The sequence below is a fragment of the Actinomycetota bacterium genome, assembly GCA_018830725.1.
Lineage (GTDB): Bacteria > Actinomycetota > Humimicrobiia > JAHJRV01 > JAHJRV01 > JAHJRV01.
Map to the genome: position 1 here is coordinate 1 of JAHJRV010000100.1, position 19,572 is coordinate 19,572.

Annotated in this window: 16 protein-coding genes and 4 tRNA genes; 4 read left to right on the plus strand and 16 right to left on the minus strand. The window is 31.7% G+C overall.

Features of this window, described 5'->3' with window-relative positions; all coding sequences use genetic code 11:
* The 7 genes from KKC53_04860 to KKC53_04890 all read right to left on the minus strand — a co-directional run.
* Positions 1-1,045 (minus strand): AMP-binding protein (locus KKC53_04860; protein ID MBU2598493.1); only part of this gene is annotated, 1,045 nt, incomplete at its 3' end.
* Positions 1,046-1,221: 176 nt separating this feature from the next.
* The gene (locus tag KKC53_04865) at positions 1,222-1,395 is read right to left on the minus strand and encodes a hypothetical protein (GenBank protein ID MBU2598494.1); all 174 of its coding nucleotides are present in this window, start codon (positions 1,393-1,395) and stop codon (positions 1,222-1,224) included.
* A 63-nt stretch (positions 1,396-1,458) separates the two neighbouring features.
* Positions 1,459-2,316, minus strand: a complete 858-nt coding sequence (htpX, locus tag KKC53_04870; protein MBU2598495.1) for a zinc metalloprotease HtpX — start codon at positions 2,314-2,316, stop codon at positions 1,459-1,461.
* 219 nt (positions 2,317-2,535) lie between these two features.
* Positions 2,536-2,610 (minus strand) — tRNA-Ala (locus KKC53_04875).
* A gap of 60 nt (positions 2,611-2,670) precedes the next feature.
* Positions 2,671-2,747, minus strand: a tRNA-Val gene (locus KKC53_04880).
* Positions 2,748-2,793: 46 nt separating this feature from the next.
* Positions 2,794-2,870 (minus strand) — tRNA-Ala (locus KKC53_04885).
* A 16-nt stretch (positions 2,871-2,886) separates the two neighbouring features.
* Positions 2,887-2,963, minus strand: a tRNA-Ile gene (locus tag KKC53_04890).
* Positions 2,964-3,294: 331 nt separating this feature from the next.
* On the opposite strand from KKC53_04890, the gene KKC53_04895 reads away from it, so the two are divergent.
* Positions 3,295-3,711, plus strand: coding sequence for a DUF4190 domain-containing protein (locus KKC53_04895; protein MBU2598496.1), 417 nt, complete (start codon positions 3,295-3,297; stop codon positions 3,709-3,711).
* A gap of 39 nt (positions 3,712-3,750) precedes the next feature.
* Positions 3,751-4,437, plus strand: a complete 687-nt coding sequence (locus KKC53_04900; protein MBU2598497.1) for a DUF2085 domain-containing protein — start codon at positions 3,751-3,753, stop codon at positions 4,435-4,437.
* Between the two features lie 3 nt (positions 4,438-4,440).
* Here KKC53_04900 and KKC53_04905 read toward each other — a convergent pair whose 3' ends face one another.
* The 9 genes from KKC53_04905 to KKC53_04945 all read right to left on the minus strand — a co-directional run bounded on the left by KKC53_04905 (position 4,441) and on the right by KKC53_04945 (position 16,245).
* Positions 4,441-4,944, minus strand: coding sequence for an RDD family protein (locus KKC53_04905; protein ID MBU2598498.1), 504 nt, complete (start codon positions 4,942-4,944; stop codon positions 4,441-4,443).
* Positions 4,945-5,089: 145 nt separating this feature from the next.
* On the minus strand, positions 5,090-6,544 hold the full coding sequence (locus tag KKC53_04910; GenBank protein MBU2598499.1) for an RtcB family protein: 1,455 nt from the start codon (positions 6,542-6,544) through the stop codon (positions 5,090-5,092).
* Between the two features lie 170 nt (positions 6,545-6,714).
* Complete coding sequence (locus tag KKC53_04915) at positions 6,715-7,275, minus strand: methylated-DNA--[protein]-cysteine S-methyltransferase (GenBank protein ID MBU2598500.1); 561 nt, start codon at positions 7,273-7,275, stop codon at positions 6,715-6,717.
* Positions 7,276-7,281: 6 nt separating this feature from the next.
* Complete coding sequence (locus KKC53_04920) at positions 7,282-8,031, minus strand: SagB/ThcOx family dehydrogenase (protein MBU2598501.1); 750 nt, start codon at positions 8,029-8,031, stop codon at positions 7,282-7,284.
* Positions 8,032-8,152: 121 nt separating this feature from the next.
* The gene (locus tag KKC53_04925; GenBank protein ID MBU2598502.1) at positions 8,153-8,749 is read right to left on the minus strand and encodes an archease; all 597 of its coding nucleotides are present in this window, start codon (positions 8,747-8,749) and stop codon (positions 8,153-8,155) included.
* A gap of 50 nt (positions 8,750-8,799) precedes the next feature.
* Complete coding sequence (gyrA, locus tag KKC53_04930) at positions 8,800-12,594, minus strand: DNA gyrase subunit A (GenBank protein ID MBU2598503.1); 3,795 nt, start codon at positions 12,592-12,594, stop codon at positions 8,800-8,802.
* Positions 12,595-12,622: 28 nt separating this feature from the next.
* Positions 12,623-14,533 carry a DNA topoisomerase (ATP-hydrolyzing) subunit B gene (gene gyrB / locus KKC53_04935; GenBank protein ID MBU2598504.1) on the minus strand — a complete coding sequence of 637 codons (1,911 nt, stop codon included), beginning with the start codon at positions 14,531-14,533 and terminating at the stop codon, positions 12,623-12,625.
* Between the two features lie 382 nt (positions 14,534-14,915).
* Positions 14,916-15,488, minus strand: coding sequence for a DUF721 domain-containing protein (locus tag KKC53_04940; GenBank protein ID MBU2598505.1), 573 nt, complete (start codon positions 15,486-15,488; stop codon positions 14,916-14,918).
* Positions 15,463-16,245, minus strand: a complete 783-nt coding sequence (locus KKC53_04945) for an AAA family ATPase (GenBank protein ID MBU2598506.1) — start codon at positions 16,243-16,245, stop codon at positions 15,463-15,465. Before KKC53_04945 ends, KKC53_04940 begins: the two co-directional genes overlap by 26 nt.
* Before the next feature lie 447 nt (positions 16,246-16,692).
* Here KKC53_04945 and KKC53_04950 point away from each other — a divergent pair, with 447 nt between their 5' ends.
* Both KKC53_04950 and KKC53_04955 read left to right on the plus strand, forming a co-directional pair.
* Entirely contained in the window at positions 16,693-18,252 is a 1,560-nt protein-coding gene (locus KKC53_04950) for an ABC transporter substrate-binding protein (protein MBU2598507.1), read from the plus strand.
* 293 nt (positions 18,253-18,545) lie between these two features.
* Positions 18,546-19,562 (plus strand): ABC transporter permease, encoded by a 1,017-nt coding sequence (locus KKC53_04955; GenBank protein MBU2598508.1) that lies wholly within the window; start codon positions 18,546-18,548, stop codon positions 19,560-19,562.
* Positions 19,563-19,572: the final 10 nt, after the last annotated feature.

Below are 19,572 nucleotides of genomic sequence, written 5' to 3' on the forward strand. Positions count from 1 at the left end.
CTAACTTTGCTCCAGTCAATTCCTCAAACCTCTTGCAAACCTCAACCGGTAAGGGTGCTGCACCACTAATACAATATTTAATAGAAGAAAGATCATATTTTTCAACGTCTGGATGGTGATTTATTGCTGAATACATCGTGGGAACACCTGGAAATATTGTAGGCCTATATTTTTTTACCAATTTAAGTACTGACTCAGTATCAAACTTGGGCACAAGAATCATATTAAATCCGCTTTGCACAGAATAAAGCATTACTACTGTCATGCCGAAAACATGAAAGAAGGGAAGTGCACTGAGCATAATTTCTTTCCCCTCAACTGCTTCAACAAACCAGGATTCACATTGTAAGGTATTGGCTATTAAATTTTTATGAGTAAGTGTGCATCCTTTTGATATTCCAGTTGTTCCTCCTGTGTACTGTAATAATGCAACTTCTTCTTGAGATGTATCAACATCTGGGGGTGATGAAGAATATTTATTCAACAATTCTTTGAAAAAACAAAGTCCAGGTTCTTTCTCAATTTTAACCACATGACCTTCTTTTCTTTGTTTTATTGGATATAGTAAATTTAGTGGGAATGGTAAATAATCCTTGATTGATGTAACAATTATGTTCTTAAGCTCTGTTTTGTCCTTTACATTTTTAACCTTTGGATAAAGAAGGTCCAGACACAATATTGTTTTACAACTTGAATCATTTAGCTGATATATAAGCTCTCTCTCAACATAAAGAGGATTGGTGTTCACAACAATAGCGCCAACCTTAAGTGCTGCAAAGAAAGCAATTACAAACTGGGGACAATTGGGTAAAAAAATTGAAAATTTGTCTCCCTTTTTTATGCCTAAATCAGATAATGCAGTGGCAAATCTGTCAACACTTTCGGAAAGTTCCTTATAATTTAGCTTCTTTCCAAAAAAGGTTATAGCTATATTCTTAGGATATTTTTTTACAGTATTTTCTAAAAATTGTGGAATTGTTATATTGGGGTAATCAATACTGTGTGGAACTCCCTCTTGATAAAATTTCTGCCATATTTTTTTCATGAATAAACACCCCTTTAAAAAACTTTAAATATTACTAAGATATGGTAATAATCAATATATTTCTACTTTTTATATTTAAGATACCTGATAAAAATATTTAGTTAGATTATAAATGGACTGAACCCCTATCACTGGACACATTATATACTAAAATTAATTAAGTAAAGTATTTCTATTCATGTAGTTTTGGTTTTGTTATCTGTAAAAATGTTAATGTCCAGGCAGATGGAATTGCTACTACTATATCCCCCTCTACCTCCAAACAAAGCCAATATAAAACCAAAAACCCATAAGTATTTATATTTTTTGGTTATATTCCAGGCTCTTCTTATAATTTCACCATAATCCATAATTACACTCCCAAAGAAGAACTTCATTCAATTAATAATTAGAATTAAGTATTTTTAATTAATTTATTGGATTCTTCCCATCTGTCTTGCTATTTCCAATAGCCTTTTTATTCTCTCAGCTGCTGGAGGGTGAGTTGAAAACAGCGTCATCAGACCACCACCACTTAATGGATTCACTATAAAAAGATGTGCAGTAGATGGATTCACCCTCATACGCATCATCTTAGCTGCTTGTGATAATTTATTTAAAGCTGATGCTAAAGCTTCGGGCTTTCCTGAAATCTCTGCCCCAGCTTTATCTGCTTCATATTCACGTGCTCTTGATATTGCCATCTGAATTAGCATTGCTGCTATTGGACCAACTAATGCTATTAAAAAGTTACCACCTGAACCGCTTCCTCTATCATCGCTATCACCATAACCACTATACATTCCCATTCTGCTGATCATACTTATAGCACCAGCCAATGTTGCAGCTATTGTCATAGTTAAAATATCTCTGTTTTTTACATGAGCAAGTTCATGACCAAGAACTCCCTCAAGCTCCTCTCTATTTAAAAACTCTGTTATCCCTTGAGTAACAGCTACTACTGCATTTTGGGGGTTTCTTCCAGTAGCAAATGCATTGGGAACCTTAGTTGGAATGATAGCAATCTTAGGCATTGGAAGTCCAGCACTTTGCCTTAATTTTTCCACCATTTCATGCAGCTGTGGAGCTTCATTATATGAAAGAGGTTTAGCTCTATACATTCCTAACACGATCTTGTCAGAAAAGAAATAGGATCCTAAGTTCATTAATCCAGCTAAAATAAGGCCATATATACCACCATTTTTTCCTCCAACTGCACTACCAATAAGAACAAAAATAATGGTCAAGATAGCCATTAGCATAAAAGTTTTTCCATAATTTATTATATTCATCACTTCTCCAATTTTTATAGATCTTATATAAAAACTAAATTTTCAATTTATTAATTAATTTTAATAGTTTTCAGTAGTTTTAATGTTTGTTATAAATTTTAAACTAAATTATTATAACTAATATTACACTCAAATATCAATTGTGAAATTAGTTAACTTTTATAGGATGAGTCTCTATCACAAAATCTAAAAAAATAAAAATGTTCTTATAATAAAAATTGGTGGAGATGATGGGATTTGAACCCACGACCTCCTGAGTGCGATCCAGGCGCTCTTCCACTGAGCTACATCCCCATAACTATATATATCATCTAATATCTTACCTAACTAAAATTTAAAACAAAAGTAGGTTAGTGGTGGGGACATACGGATTCGAACCGTAGACCTCCTGGTTGTGATCCAGGCACTCTAACCAACTGAGCTATGTCCCCACACATTATATTTTTATAAAATGGGTTTATTTTAGAGTTAAAAACATGGTGGAGATGACCGGATTCGAACCGGTGACTTCCTGCGTGCAAAGCAGGCGCTCTTCCGGACTGAGCTACACCCCCACAGAATAAAATAATATGGTGGGCTTACCTGGGGTCGAACCAGGGACCTCATCCTTATCAGGGATGCGCTCTAACCTACTGAGCTATAAGCCCATCTTTAATGTTATTATCTTATCTTTTTAAAAATTTGTAAAGATATGAAGCTAATAATGTATAAGAAATAATAAAATAATAATGGCAATTGGAAAATCAATTTTCAAAATTTCTATATATAAAATGTAGATTTTTATTTTCTATATTACCTAATTTTAAAGCCTCGTTTGATTAATGAGATTACTTCAGACTTTGTCCCTCGTAATGACACAGTATTAAATTCTTATTTTGAAATTTAATATTTTAATTTGAATTTTTCTTATAAATATTCATATAATAATGGAATATCTAATTAGAATTTTAAAAAATTTCTCAAACAAGGAGGTAATTTTTGCAAGAAAAAGAATTTTCACAAGAAATGGAATTAGAAACTGAAATGAAACTGAAAGAACAGCCCAAACCAGAAATTAGTGAAGCTTCTATAGATACTTCAATTTATCCACCTGATAAAGCAAGTGGAAGGGCAATTGCAGCTTTGGTTCTGGGAATAGCAGCAGTAACAATTGGTTGTTGCTTTTATCTTAATATTCTTTTAGGACCAGCTGCATTAATAGTTGGAATTTTAGAATACAGTGCTATAAATAGGGGTAAGGCTTCAATAAAGGGGAAAGGATTTGCCATAACTGGGATAATTTTGGGTATAATAGGAATATCTTTGGGTCTTTTTAGTATATTTTTAATGACCTTTGGAAAACCACTTTTAAATAGATTAATGGATTATCTTTATGGAGAATCATTGCAATATTAAAGTTAGTGGTTTATTATAGTATACTTTTAAAATGGGTTAATGGATTTATATTACGAAATATTAAACTATTTTGGTTCAGCTGTCTGCCATCAGATTATAGAACGCTCCCTTACATATAAAAACTTAACCATGCCATTATGTTCCCGATGTACTGGTATATATTTCAGTTTTTTAATCTCATTCATATCCTGTCTAATATTAAATAGAAAATATAGAGATTTTATATCAAAACGTTATGTTATTTTTGGGATAATCTCTATTATTTTAATGGGAATTGAAGTTTTTATAGAATTCTTTAATTTATTATCTCTTACAAATCAGATAAGGCTTTTAACTGGGGTTTTAGTTGGAAATTTTTTAGGTTTGATATCATCAGAAGCCTTTTTAAAAATTAGTAGCTTGAATTCAAATTCAAAAGAGAAATCAAAGTCAGTTTATATTTTTATATTCTGGTTAATTCTTCCCTTTGTTGATTTTATAATAATAAATTATTTATTTATAAAGTTCATAGGGCTCTTTTTCTTATTAGCAACTTTATTAATAATCTCAGAAATTTTATTTTTTTCATTAGTTATCTATCTATTTATCCAGTCTGTATTTACTAAGCCGATAATTAATAGAAAAGAAATATCCTTATCTGGAAAAATATTTATATCATTAGTATTATCGATTTCTCTCCTTTTAACCCTTGCTTTCCTAAGAAGTCATTTTTTTAAGATTACTTAACTACTATAATTCTATAACCTGTGTTCCAGCCATCTTATCCCCAAACCTTAGTCCTTTCTCATCAGTAAAAACAAGTACTGCTTCAATAATCACATAAATTAACAGAGGTATACAGAGTAGTACTGCAAATATCCATCCAACTACAGGTATTGCTACTAAAAAATATCCTATTGCAAAGGGCCAATTCCTCTTTGCAGATGTTTGAAGATCGCAATTAGCACCTGTCTCTACTACTATAGGTTTTAAATTAACAGCCATCTTTCCAAGACTTCTATTTTGCATAAAGTCAAAGCCATCACGTAAAAGCATATATGTGCCAGCTACTAATCCACCAACAACTGGTATTAGACTTACAACACTTGCTAGAATCGCATCAATTAAATAAGCAACAAATCTTTTAAAAACATCTGCTTTTTTATATTCTACAACTTTTTCTTCTACAGCTTCTTCTACCTCTTTTACTTCTTCAATTATCTCCTCTTCTTTTTTAATCTCTTCTTGGTTCAATTTCCCCTCCTTTTTAAAAATTTTTAAAATACATAGAAAATAAATAAATAAAAACTTATCTCTATTATAAAACAAAATTCAAATTTAGGTCACTTTTGCTTAGGTATTACCTAATATTATAATAAAGGTTACATTACAAAGATAGTTACCCTTTTAGAACACCAAGTGGTTTAAGTCTTACTACTTTGGTTGATATTCCAACATTATGAGTTACATCGACTATTTCATTTACATCCTTGTATGCTTTTGGAGCCTCTTCTGCTAAACCTGACATGTGATCAGATATAATTTTTATCCCTCCAGACTCAAGCTCTCTTTTTAGATCATCTCCTCTAAATAATCTTTTCGCTTTTCCTCTACTCATCACTCTTCCAGCACCATGACATGTTGAGCCAAAACTTTCCTTCATGCTCTTTTCAGTCCCAATGAGTAGATAGGAGGCAGTTCCCATAGTTCCACCAATTATAACTGGCTGTCCATAAGATTTATACTTTTCTGGAAGATCGGGGTGGCCTGGTCCAAATGCTCGAGTAGCCCCCTTCCTGTGCACACATAATATTTTTTCTTTATCATCAAATTTGTGCTTCTCAAATTTTGCTATATTGTGAGAGACATCATAGATTAGATTCATACCCAATTTTTCAGCACTCTTATTAAAAATACGCTCAAAGTTCTCTCTCACCCAATGACCTATAACATGTCTATTGGTTACAGCGTAATTAACTGCACATGACATTGCTTGATAATAATCTCTTCCTTCCTTACTATTTATAGGGGCACAACCTAATTGTCTATCTGGTAGTTTATATCTTTCTCTTGCAACTACTCTTCTCATAACCTCAATATAATCAGAGCATACCTGGTGACCGAATCCTCTTGAACCACAATGTATCATAACTGTAATCTGACCTTCTTTTAAATCAAAAACTTCTGCCAATTTCTCATTAAAAACTCGATCTACAACCTGAATCTCTAAATAATGATTTCCCGCACCTAATGTTCCTACCTGACTTTGTCCTCTTTTTAAAGCTTTGAAGCTAACTTTGTTGGGATTTGCATCTGGCATCCTTCCCCTATCTTCTACATAAAGTTTGTCCTCACTCCAACCATAACCTTTTTTAATAGCCCAATCTACACCCTGGGTTACTAATTTTGAAAGTTCATCTTTGCTCAATCTTAATTTCCCTCCAACTCCTACTCCTTTGGGTACATTTCTATTCAATTCATACATGAGCTTTTCCATCACAGGTATTAGATCATCCTTTGTTAAATTAGTTTTAAGCATCCTTACCCCGCATGAGATATCAAAACCCACACCACCAGGTGAAATAACGCCAGTTTCCATGTCCATAGCAGCAACGCCACCAATTGGAAAACCGTATCCCCAATGAAGATCTGGCATGGCAAATGATGCTTTCACAACACCAGGAAGTGTAGCAACATTTACAACCTGTTCTAAAGCATTATCCTGGTCAGCTTTTATAAGTAGGTCTTCATTGGCAAAGACTATGCAAGGAACTTTCATTCCCTCTTTCTGTCCCTTGGGAATTTCCCATTTGTAATCGGAAATTTTATTTACTTCATATCTAAGTTTTATCATAACTATCACCTTTTGTTTAATAGAATTCTAAAAATCTATTCACTATATATATTTTATTTGAAGTTATAGATTATTAGAAAATTAAATTATATTTATTTTTATCTTATTGAAAAATAAAATATATTCACACTTTTAATATACCATCAAAATATAACAAAAGTATATAAATTTTACTTTAATTCCAGACCTTCTATTTTAAGTAACTTTCTTTTTATATCCACTCGATTCACTTTGCCTCCAAAGCCTCCAATTGTTCCATCACTTTTTACAACTCTATGGCATGGAATGGCTATCGGAATAGGGTTTTTTGCAATTGCATTCCCAACAGCTCGACTTGCTCCTGGTTTTTTTATCTCCTTTGCTATTTGTCTGTAAGATTTAACCTTGCCATACTCAATTCTTTTAACTACATTAAGAACCTTTTTTTGAAAATCAGTTAATTTTATATCAATATTAATATTAAATTTCTTTAAATCTCCTATCAAATAACTCTTTATTTGATTTAATATTTTTTTATTTTTATAATTACTTAAGTAAATCTTTGAGCTGTTCTTATTATAATTAAATACAATTCCTGATTTATGTGAATTTGAGCTGTATTTATTTTCCAAAGATTTTATAAAATCTTCTTTACTACAATCCAAACTTACTTTTATAAGTCCTTTATCTGATGACGCTATAAATATCTTCCCTATATTAGATTCTATATTTGAAACATATATGTTTTCCATTTATTGTTATTTCTTATAGCCTATTGGAATTACAAAGAATGGGATATAATTTTCCTCTAAATTTAATATTTCTTGAACTTCCCTATCATGAAAACCACCAACAGGTACAGCTCCTAATCCTAAGGATATCGACTGGAGCAAAATATTTTGGCATGCATGTCCTGCTTCTAAATGAACATATCTAATTCCTCTTTCCCCATACTTTACTGTGGTTCTTTTATATATTCCTGTAATCACTATATTAATTGGTGCTTCCTCAATCCATTGTTGCCCCAAACAAGCATCTTTTAACTTTTTCCTTAAGTCCCCTTTTAATATCATCTCCAACTTGTGTCCCTCTGGTATGTAATGATATGCACCATCTTTCTTAACAATATAGAGCTCAAGAGGATAAAGGGCGCCCGCAGAAGGAGAAGCTCTGTGACCTCTTTCATCAGTTATTCCCTGTGCTGCCCATAGAAGTTGTGAAATCTGTTCTAGGTTAAGATCTTTTTCGTCAAAACTTCTAATAGACCTTCTATCTTTAATTGCTTCCTCTAAACTCATTTCACCCTTTATTTTTGGTTCAGGAAGACTAATTATCTCTTGAAAATCAACGTCTTCTGATTCCTCATTTTCTTTATGTTCTTCTTCATTTCTGGTAACTAAAATATTGCACCCAATATTTGTAAAAACAACAGTTAATACAACTACAGTAATTAATAGTAATTTCAGAATAATTTTTAATGAAAATTGTCTTTTTATATAAATTTCCATCTCTATAGGTTTTTTTATTTGGGAATTTAAAATTAAAAAATTTTTTTCTTTTTATTATACCATTTTTGTTAGTGACTTAGTTGTGCAAAATGGGTAATTGATATAAGGATGTTAAAAGTTGTTAGACATCGAAAAAAATTGAGGCTATGTATATTTCATTTTTTTTAATTTCTAATTTATGATATGTAGCACCTTTTATGCTTATCTTTATAGGGTGTTTTTTTAGGTCTACCTTTTCACCCCAGGCTACTGCTTTTAACAACAGCTTTTTATTTTCATCATTCTCTTTGTGTTTTGAAGAGTTATTAAATTTATTTATTTTTTTATCCGATTCATTAGAGATTGCTTCGGGACCCTGTCCCTCGCAATAACAATTATTTTTTATTTCTTTGCACTCTTTATTATTTTTTAGCTCATAAGATTTTTCTTTGTATGAATTATAATCAGAAATTTCATTTATTTTTATATCAAATCTATTGAATAGACAGTATTCTGTGTCAAAAAGGTATAAAAGTTCATTTAGCCATTTAATTAGTAGATTTTCTTCATCCTCTCCTTTGACTTGGATATAAAAATTTCTGGATGATTTAACTTTATCCAAATCTGTTATAATGGAGAACATCCCTAATGCAGTATTGCGAAATAGCTTTTCTAATGTCTCACCATAAGCTTTTATTCCTATATCAGCAGTATGATCTAATGTCCGAAACCTAATCAAATTAATCTAACTCCAAAAAATCATTTAAAAAGATAAAGAGAATATTTAATTTAACCCCCTGTTACTTTTGCTAAAGAACTTACTTTATCCCCTTCTCTTAATTTCATCACTTTGACCCCTCTTGCTTGCCTACCAACTTTTCTTATACTATCAACAGACACTCTTATGAGAGTTCCATCATTTGATATTAAGACCAGTTCATTGTTTTTTCTAACTACCTTGCACCCAATAAGTTTCCCAGTTTTTGAATCAGTTTTAATTGCAATAACTCCTTTCCCGCCTCTTCTCTGTACTTTATATTCAGAGATGGCTGTTCTCTTTCCATAGCCTTTTTTAGTAATCAATAATAGATCTGTATCATCAGTAGCGATTCCCATTCCAAGTATTCTATCACCCTTGTTAAGTCTCATTGCTCTTACACCCATAGTGTTTCTTGATGTTGATCGTATCTGATTTTCTCCGAATCTTATTCCTTTCCCATTTGCTGATATTAGAATTACTTCTTCTTTCGGCTTTATTCTTGAAACACCAACTATTTCATCTTTCTTTTTTAGATTTATTGCAATTAGACCACCTTTACTTGCATTTTTGTATTGAGAAAGTTCCGTCTTTTTTATTAAACCATTTTTAGTGACCATTATAATGAATTCTTTAAATTTAAAATTATCAGTGGTGATAACCATCTCAATTCTCTCATTATAACTAAAGTTAAAAAAATTCCTGATAGACTTGCCCTTTGAAGTTCTACCTCCAGTTGGAAGTTCATAAGTCTTAATCTTATAAACCTTACCCCTATTTGTAAAAAACAGCATATATTGGTGAGTAGAGCTTATAAAGAGGTGTTTAACAAAGTCATCCTCTTTTAGATTCATTCCCATAACTCCTATTCCACCCCTCCTCTGCTTTCTATAAGTAGTAATTGGTATTCTCTTTATATATCCAGAATGAGTTATTGTCACTATCATGTCTTCCTCGGCAATTAGGTCTTCAATATCTATGTCTTCTTCTGTTGGAGTTATGATAGTTCTTCTCTCATCACCGAATCTTTTAACAATATCTCTCAAGTCTTTTTTAATGATTTGATACACTAGTTTTTCATCACTAAGAACCTTTCCACAGTATTCAACCTTTTCTAATAACTGTTTGTGCTCCTTTTGAACTTTGTCTCTCTCAAGTCCTGTTAATCTCTGAAGTTTCATATCCAAAATTGCTTGTGCCTGAATTGTTGTTAGCTTAAAGTTTTTTATTAATCTCTGTCTTGCTTGAGAAACCGTCTTACTCGTCTTTATAAGTTTAATTACTTTATCCAGGTTAGCCAAGGCTATGAGTATGCCATCTAATATATGAGCTCTGGTTTTAGCTTTTCTTAGTTCATATTTTGTTAATCTTATTACAACATTGAATTGATGTTTTATATAGTTATCGATTAGTTCATGTATTGTTATAAGCTTGGGAACACCATCTATCAGTGCAATATTTATTATTCCGAAAGTATCTTGAAGTTGAGTATGTTTATATAGATTATTTAGAATTACATAAGGTTGAGATTCCTTTTTTAGCTCAATAACTACCCTCATCCCGCTTCTATCAGATTCATCTCTTAAATCATATATTCCTTCAATTTTTTTCCCTCTCACTAATTCTGCTATTTTTCTAATTAGATTTGCTTTGTTGACTTGATATGGAAGCTCAGTTATAACAATCCTTTTTTTCTTACTCTTCATGGTTTCAAGGTGAGTCTTTGCCCTCACAGTTATTTTACCCTTTCCCGTTTCATATGCTTCCTTTATACCCCCCATTCCTAAAATCAACCCACCTGTTGGAAAATCGGGGCCCTTTATTTTCTTCATTAGATTTTTTAAAGATATTTTTGGATCATCTATATATGCAATAATTCCGTCTACAGCCTCATTTAAATTATGTGGTGGCATATTTGTAGCCATACCTACAGCAATACCTGATGAGCCATTTATGAGAAGGTTTGGAAATTTGCAGGGTAGTACCTCTGGCTCCTTCAAGCTACCATCAAAATTGTCAACAAATTCAACGGTATCTTTGTTAATGTCTCTTATCATCTCCATACTAAGAGATGATAATCTTGCCTCAGTATATCTCATGGCAGCTGGATTATCACCATCAACTGAACCAAAATTACCATGCCCATCAATTAGTAAATATCTTAAAGAAAAATCTTGAGCCATCCTGACCAAAGCATCATAGACCGCGGTATCACCATGTGGATGATATTTCCCAAGACAATTATGAGAAATCATGCTATTTGCTATAAATTCATGTTCTTTTTCTACTTCTATATCATAAGTTTTTTGTGGTTCAACCTCTTCTATAGAAGATACCTTCATAAAATATATGTCATCGTGGATAATCTCTTCTACGAAATTATTTAGATCTGAACCTACCCTTTTCAATTTAGCTTTGATACCCAGTTTTATAATTTGTGATTTTCTTAATGGCTTTTCATGAAGGTTCTTAGAATACCTTATTTTACAACCCCCATTATATTTAATTCCCCTTCTGAATTTATTTTCATTGATATCCTTATACCATCCCCCTCCACGATGGTATTTGCTTAATTCTTTAAATATTTTTTCTCCAGCATAAGGAACAATATCATATCGAAATCCTATATCTTTCCTTTTAATAGCTGCTATTCTGTGAACACGTTCTTGTTTTTTTCTGTTAATTAACTTAAGTTTTTTAGCCAGATTAACTGCATTTTTCCCCTGTATCTCTAAATAATAAAAAGGGTGTCGCGCAATAACTTTTCTACCACAAACATAATGACTTTTTATATTTTTATTTATGTATTTAGAGCTAAATATTCCATAATGTTGAAGAATAATCATTAATTGATCTATTATTTTCTCAGAAATTGAACCGTAATGGATTGTACACCTATTTTTATGAATTGAACCATCTCCTTCAATTAATCCAGAGATAAAAGCAAATATTACATTTTCTGGAGAATTAAATATCTGTTCTGAAATTTTTTTCTTTAGTGCATTAACTCCCTCTAAACTAAAATTAGATACAAAGAATTCATTTATATTTTTTCTATTTATTCTTATAAAATATAAGTTGTTTGAGACACCTTTTTTTAATTCAATGGTTGGAGTATAATCAAACTCTTGTTTAAAAATAGAGGTAACATTTTCTATAACTTCTTTACTGCCATAGAAGCTTAGTCTTGGAAGTTTCTTACTGCCATAATCATTGGATATAGAACCATCAGATAAAAAAAGTCCTAATAGATATCCAATATTTTCATTTAAGTGCTTGGTCTGATGTGATTGAGCTGTTTTTAATTTTACATTTTCTTTAATTTTTGGATATGTAGCTCTTATGGTAATGAAATCATAATTTAAGTCTTTTGCATCTTTCCATTCAAATTTCCATTCAGGAGTTAAGACCTTAAATTTTTGTGAAGGGGTAACAATATTAGAAAGACCGTTTTCGAGTGTTACCTTTAATAATTTTTTTTCTGGCATTTCATATAATTTTGTAACTGTTCCCAATCCATTTTGTGTATAAATTTTATCTCCACATTTTATATTTTTAATTTGGATTAAGCCCCTATCAGTTAATACTAGAGTATCTTTAACAAAACATTCACCTGTGATTCTTGCACTTTTTTTATGAGGTTTATCATTTGTTATGCCCATATCATACATCGCATAAAGAATTCTTCGATGAACAGGTTTTAATCCATCTCTAACATCAGGAAGGGCTCTTCCAACAATCACACTCATTGAATAATCAAGATATGATTTCTTCATTTCTTCTTCTATATCAACAGGTTTTACTTTACTAACTATTTGCTTTACCAATAATATCTCTCCTTGTTTAATATCATTTTTAAATGTCTAAGAATCTTACATCTTTTGCTCTTTTTTGAATAAACTCTTTGCGAGGTTCTACCTGACTTCCCATTAAAGTTGAGAATGTTTCTTCAGCTGATATTGTATCTTCTATCCCAACTTTAAGAATTACTCTTTTCCCTGGATCCATGGTAGTTTCCCACAGTTGTTCGGGATTCATCTCACCTAAACCTTTATACCTCTGCATAGTAATTCCTTTCTTTTCTATCCTGCTCAATAATTGCTGTAGTTCCTCATCAGAATATACATAGTAATTCTTCTTCCCCTTTTTTACTAGATATAATGGGGGTTGAGCTATATAAACATATCCTGCCTCAATTAATTCCCTCATATATCTATAAAAGAATGTGAGTAATAAAGTTCTTATATGTGAACCATCCACATCGCCATCACATAGGATAATTGCTTTATGATACCTGGCATTTTTTATGTTAAACTCATCTTTAATTCCAGTCCCTAATGCAGTAATTATTGCCTGAATTTCATTACTACTTAATACCCTTAATTCCCTTGATTTTTCCACATTTAATATCTTACCTCTTAGTGGTAGTATTGCTTGAAACTGCCTATCCCGGGCTTGTTTACAGCTCCCTCCAGCTGAATCACCCTCTACTAAAAAAATCTCGCCCAATGATGGGTCACTTATACTACAATCAGCTAATTTTCCAGGAAGAGAGCTGCTTTGTAGTAGTCCTCTTTTGCGAGTAAGTTCACGGGCTTTTTTTGCAGCATCTCTTGCTCTTGCTGCATTGATTGTTTTGTTTAAAATGGCTTTCGAATAAGTGGGGTGTTCCTCTAAATATTCACTTAATTTTGTATTAACTATCGATTCAACTATACCAATCATTTCACTATTTCCCAGTTTCGTTTTTGTTTGGCCTTCAAATTGAGGTTCTCTTAACTTCACACTTAAAATTGCTACAAGACCTTCTCTTATATCTTCCCCTGTTAAATTTTCATCTTTATCCTTTAGGATTCCTTTATTTCGTGCATAATCATTTATCACCCTGGTTAATGCTTTCTTAAATCCGCTTTCATGTGTTCCGCCTTCATGAGTATGAATATTGTTAGCAAAAGAGTATAAATTCTCACTATAACCAGTTGTATATTTCATGGCTACTTCCACCTGATTTGTATTCACACTACTTTTGAAATACATTACTCCTTTATGTAGTGAATCTTTCTTTGAAACCAGATCTTTTACAAAATCAACAATTCCACCTTTATATTTATACTCTTCAACTATTGGTGGCTTATGTCTCTCATCCTGATAGACAATTTGTAATCCACTATTCAGATAAGCCATTTCTTTTAGGTATTTTAATATAGTTTCAGATTTGTAATTTATATCATCAAAAATTTCAGGGTCAGGCCAAAACCTGATCATTGTTCCATGTTTTTTAGAACTACCATATTTAGTTAATTTTGTGATTGGCTTTCCCCTACTGTATTCTTGTCTAAATACATGACCATCTCTTCTAATCTCAGCTATTAGTTTACTGGACAATGCATTTACTACTGAGAGACCTACACCATGTAGTCCTCCTGAAACCTTATACACATCTTCACTAAATTTACCCCCAGAATGTAGTGTGGTTAAAATAACCTCTACTGCTGGTTTTTTAAATTTTTTCATTTTCTTTACAGGTATTCCTCTTCCATCATCTATCACTGTTACTGAATTATCCTTATATACTACAACAAGTATTTTTGAACATGCTCCCGCCATTGCTTCATCAATGCTATTATCCACGACCTCATAAATTAAGTGATGAAGCCCTCTGTGACCTGTTGAACCGATATACATACTTGGTCTTTTTCTTATAGCTTCAAGATCTTTTAGAACCTTTATATCTTCAACATCATAAGTTTTTTTAACCAATTTAATTATCTCCCTTTAAAAGGCATCTTAATAAAAAATTAAGTTGATCTTTATTTAAATTTTGATTATCAGAATGTTGGCACTTCCTTAGTTAGGGGTTTTAAAAAAGGAAATGCCAAATAGAAACATTTTTTGTATCTTTCTTCTTTCTAAAATTTCTGTGTATTTTGCTGCATTAATTAATATTTGTTATATGACTTTAAAAAGTGAATTTAAAAAATAAACAAGAGGGTAATTTTCCCTCTCTTTATTTATTTCTTTTAAAAAAATTATGAAAAACATTAAATAAATTATATCATAAAATCACACATTTAGCCTTATAAATATTTAATAATAGGGTTTTTGAACTACCCCTACACGAAGGAAGGGATCTTAGACGATCAATTCTTTATTTATCGGTATTTTCTCTTTTTGCTTGACCCTCCATTGCTTTTTCAAAGTGCTCCCTCAAATCCTCGTCCGGTATCTGTGAACTAATTTTATCAATCTCTTTCTTTTGATTTTCTGATAATTTCCTTGTTTTTGAAACCCTGTCTGTTTTCTCTGATAATTTTATTGTTTTTAGAGTCTTATCTTTCTTTTCTGATAGTTTATTTACTTTTGGGACTATTTTTGTCTCTTTGGTATCAATCTTTTTAAATAGTCTGTTGGATCTTGCAGGATAAAATCTTATTTTATTAATAACACTCTTTTCTAAATATTTATTTATCCTATTTCTTATCTCTGGCTCCATCATCTGAAGTTCGTGTGCCCATACTGAACTTGTTACTTCAACATATAAAATTCCTTTTTTTACTTTGAATGGCTTTGCATGTCGAGCAATATCATCCCCAACAATATTTTCCCAGAAAACAACGGCTTTCCCCTGTTCAATACCTTTAATAATTCCCATCCTACTGAGAATCGAGGGTAAAATTTCTCCTATTTTTTTCATGTTATTGCCAAACCTTGATTTTTCCATTCTCTACTAAATAAGTTGATATTTTAGACTTCATCCTTTGTTGTCCACCTGATCCGTAATGCCTAGCATCTCTTCCCCCAATAGTAATTTTAATATCATATCTGTGTGGACCAATAGTTGTTACTCCTATAGAAATATCTCTTTTTTGCCTTTCTTTTAATTTTCTTAACATCTCATCTTCTATATCTTTTATTTTATCTTTTTTTTCAACAGACATAGAGGTACTATAGCAAATCTCTAATTTCCCATTTATGGGAATCCTATCAATAAACTCCTTAGCTAAATTATTTAAAATTTCAAGTAGTTTTATTCTCTCCATTATTATAAAAGAACCTGGGGTTACAAACAATCTGTTCCATAAATCAATTGTGTTTACAATCTTCTTCCTGTTACCGGTTAAATGAAATAGTTTCAGTAGTGAATTTCTTTGGTTAAGTATCCTTTGATATCTTTCAAAATGATGTCTATACTCAGGATTGATCTGATTTAAGATTCTATCTAAAAACTGACGTCTATAAACAGGTGATGACCTTACTATGTCTAAGTCTTGTGGTGAAAACATAACTACAATAAAATTTGCTTCTTTGTTGTCTGCTGTTCTGTAAGACGACCCACAGGATAAAAAATATATTGATTCAAGTAAATTTGTTTTTCCCTGGGCATTCGTTCCAATAAACATGTTTAAGCCCGGCTTTAACTCTAACTTCAATGATCTGTAGTTACGAAAGTTAGAAAGCTCTAAACGTTTTAAGTACAATGAGTTACCTCTATTTTTAATAAGCAAGACTAAAGCCTTGCCCTACACTATATCACTCATTCTTAAAATTATATGAACTAAATATTCTTTTAAGATATCTTACAAGATAATAATATATAATATTTTTAAATTTTTATTTGTAATTGTATAATAGATAAAAAAAGAGAGAAAAGTGATTTATTAGTTAGTGCAAAACTGAATATTTTCATTATGGCTTGATACGGCTGTTAGATAAATTTTAAATTTGTAAAAAAGTGTCCACTTTTAAATTTTAAATGACATTTACCTTGATACAGCTTGACATTATAAAATATATTTTATTATAATATTAGTTTAATATTAAAAATCTTTATAAAAGGGGGTGCTATTAGAAAAATATATAATATAACAGAAGTGGTAATGGTGGCGATTTTTTTTCTTTTTAAAAATCACTGAAAAGGAGGAAAAATGAGTTTTAAAAAATTTTTATCTACAAGTATAATAATAACCACTATAATTGCAGTTAGCCTTGGACTAACTGGTTGTCCTCCAGCAGTTTCTGCTGAGCCTCTTATTATTGGTACTACTGATTCAGTAACACAATTAGACCCGGCACAGACATACGATTTTCATACATGGGAGATATTTCACAACACAGCTGATACTCTACTGACCTATGTTGCTGGAACAACTGATCTTCAGCCAGGATTAGCAGAGGACATGCCTGAAGTTAGTGATGATGGACTTGAGTACACATTTAAGTTAAGAGAGGGACTGAAATTTACCGATGGAACCCCGTGTAATGCTGAAGCTGTTAAATGGTCAATTGATAGGGTTGTTGTATTAGAAGGAGATCCTAACTGGTTAGTAACTTCTTTTGTGGAAAGTGTTGAAGTTATAGATGAGCTAACTGTTAAATTTAAATTACTAGACCCCATTCCCTATTTCCCACTCCTTGTAGCAACTACACCTTATACTCCAATAAGTCCAAAGGCTTATCCAGAAAGTGAAATTGACTCAGATAACACATCTGCTGGTATTGGTCCATACAAAATTACTAAGTGGGAAAGAGATGTTGAAATGGCATTAGAGGCAAATCCAGATTATTATGGAACACCTCCTGCATACAGTAATGTTATAGTTAAATACTTTGCAGATTCCACCACAATGAGATTAGCCCTGGAAAATAAGGAGATAGATATAGCATGGAAAACCTTAGAACCTGTTGATTATGAAGATTTAGAGAAGAATCCAGATCTAACAATTATTGAAGGACCTGGTGCTTATATCCGTTACATCTGCCTTAATACAACTACTGACCCATATACTGATGTAAAAGTTAGAGAAGCAGTAGCTGCTGCAATTGATAGAAATAAGATATCTGATGTTGTATTTATGGGTACACATGCTCCTCTGTATAGTATGGTTCCTATGGGAATGTGGAGCCACATTGATGCTTTTAAAGATGAATATGGAGAAAGAGGTTTAGAAAAGGCAATAAGTTTGTTAGAAGATGCTGGATATAGTGAAGATAATCCACTTGAAACTGATCTCTGGTTTACAACTGACCATTATGGTCCAACTGAAGATGATATAGCTTCTATTTTGAAAGATTCCTTAGAGGAGACAGGAATTTTTAAAGTTAATCTTCAAAGTGCTGAGTGGGCAACTTATACTGAATATTTAGGTGAGGGTACAATGCCTTTGTTCCTACTCGGTTGGTATCCTGACTATCTTGATCCAGATAATTACACCTGGTCTTGGGGTCACTCAGAAGCCTCTGATGATATAGGAGTTTTCTATAGTAACTCTGAAATGGACGAGATTCTGGAAAAAGGTCAAGTTACTACGCCACTCAGAGGAGATGAGAGAAAGGCTATTTATGAAGATGCTCAGAAACTATGGGCTAAGGAATGCCCGACAATACCGTTCACTCAGGGACAACTTCTTATTGTAGCACAAAAGAATGTATCTGGTATAAAACTTGATCCTACTATGTTCCTTCACTATTTCTTGCTTACAAAATAAAAGAATTTAAAGAAGGTATATAGTAAGGATTTAAAAGGAAGGATTTTGACAGTTTTTTAGCTGTCAAAATCCTTCTAATTTTTACTTCCTTTTATAATTTGATATATCTCTCGATATCCCTTAAAATATTTCAAATTTAGTAATAAAACCTTATTAAAAATTAATCTTAATTTTCATAATTAACCTATACATTCTATATAATTATAATAAGAATATTTAAATTTAATTAAGAGTATTTATATTTGAAATTTTTAGTAACGTCTCTAAAATATTTTTAACTATTAAAAAGTAATATGAAATCCTTAAGAGCCTATATTATTACCAGAATATTTCTTACTATACCAATGATTTTTGTTTTAGTAACCTTAATATTTTTAATAGTAAGAATTATGCCTGGTGACCCTGTGCGTGCTATGTTAAGACCTGGTGCACCACAGGAATATGTTGATGATATAAAACATAGCTTGGGACTTGATAAACCTCTTTATATACAATACTTTGAATATCTTTATAATCTTCTAAGAGGTGATTTAGGTAAATCTTTGGCTCCTGTTCGTGGAAGACCTATAGCAAAGGACTTAAAAGAAAAATTTCCAGCAACACTTGAGCTTAGCATTACTTCAATGGCAATAAGTATCCTTGTTGGTATTTTTACTGGAGCTTATTCAGCTCATAAAAGAAGAAGTTTTGCTGACTATGGATTTAGACTCTACGGAATAATAATTTACACTATCCCTGTTTTTTGGATGGGCTTGATGTTGCAGTTATTTTTTGGAGTATATTTAAAATTGCTACCTGTTTATGGAAGAATTGGAACAGGTTTAACTCCTGAAAAAATAACAGGGCTTTTTATATTAGATAGTATATTAAATGGCAATATTGTAAGTTTAGTAAGCGCAATAAAGCATCTCATACTACCTTCTTTAACTTTGGGCTTATATATTTCCGGAGTCTTTACCAGGTTAACAAGAACAAATATGTTGGATGTTTTAAGTCAGGATTTTATAACAGCAGCAAGAGCAAGGGGTCTCTCTGAAAGAGTTGTTGTTTATAAACATGCTTTAAAAAATGCACTTATTCCCATTATAACAATGATGGGTTTACAATTTGCTCTCTTATTAGCTGGAGCAGTTTTAACAGAGACAACTTTTTCATGGCCCGGCTTGGGAAGATTCCTGGTGGATAGGATTTTATACCGGGATTTTCCATCAATCCAGGGTAGTGTAGTTTTTATCGCAATTTTAGTAGCGGGTGTTAGCTTACTTGTTGATATTGTTTATTCTTATTTAGACCCAAGAATCAGATATTAACGAAATTTAA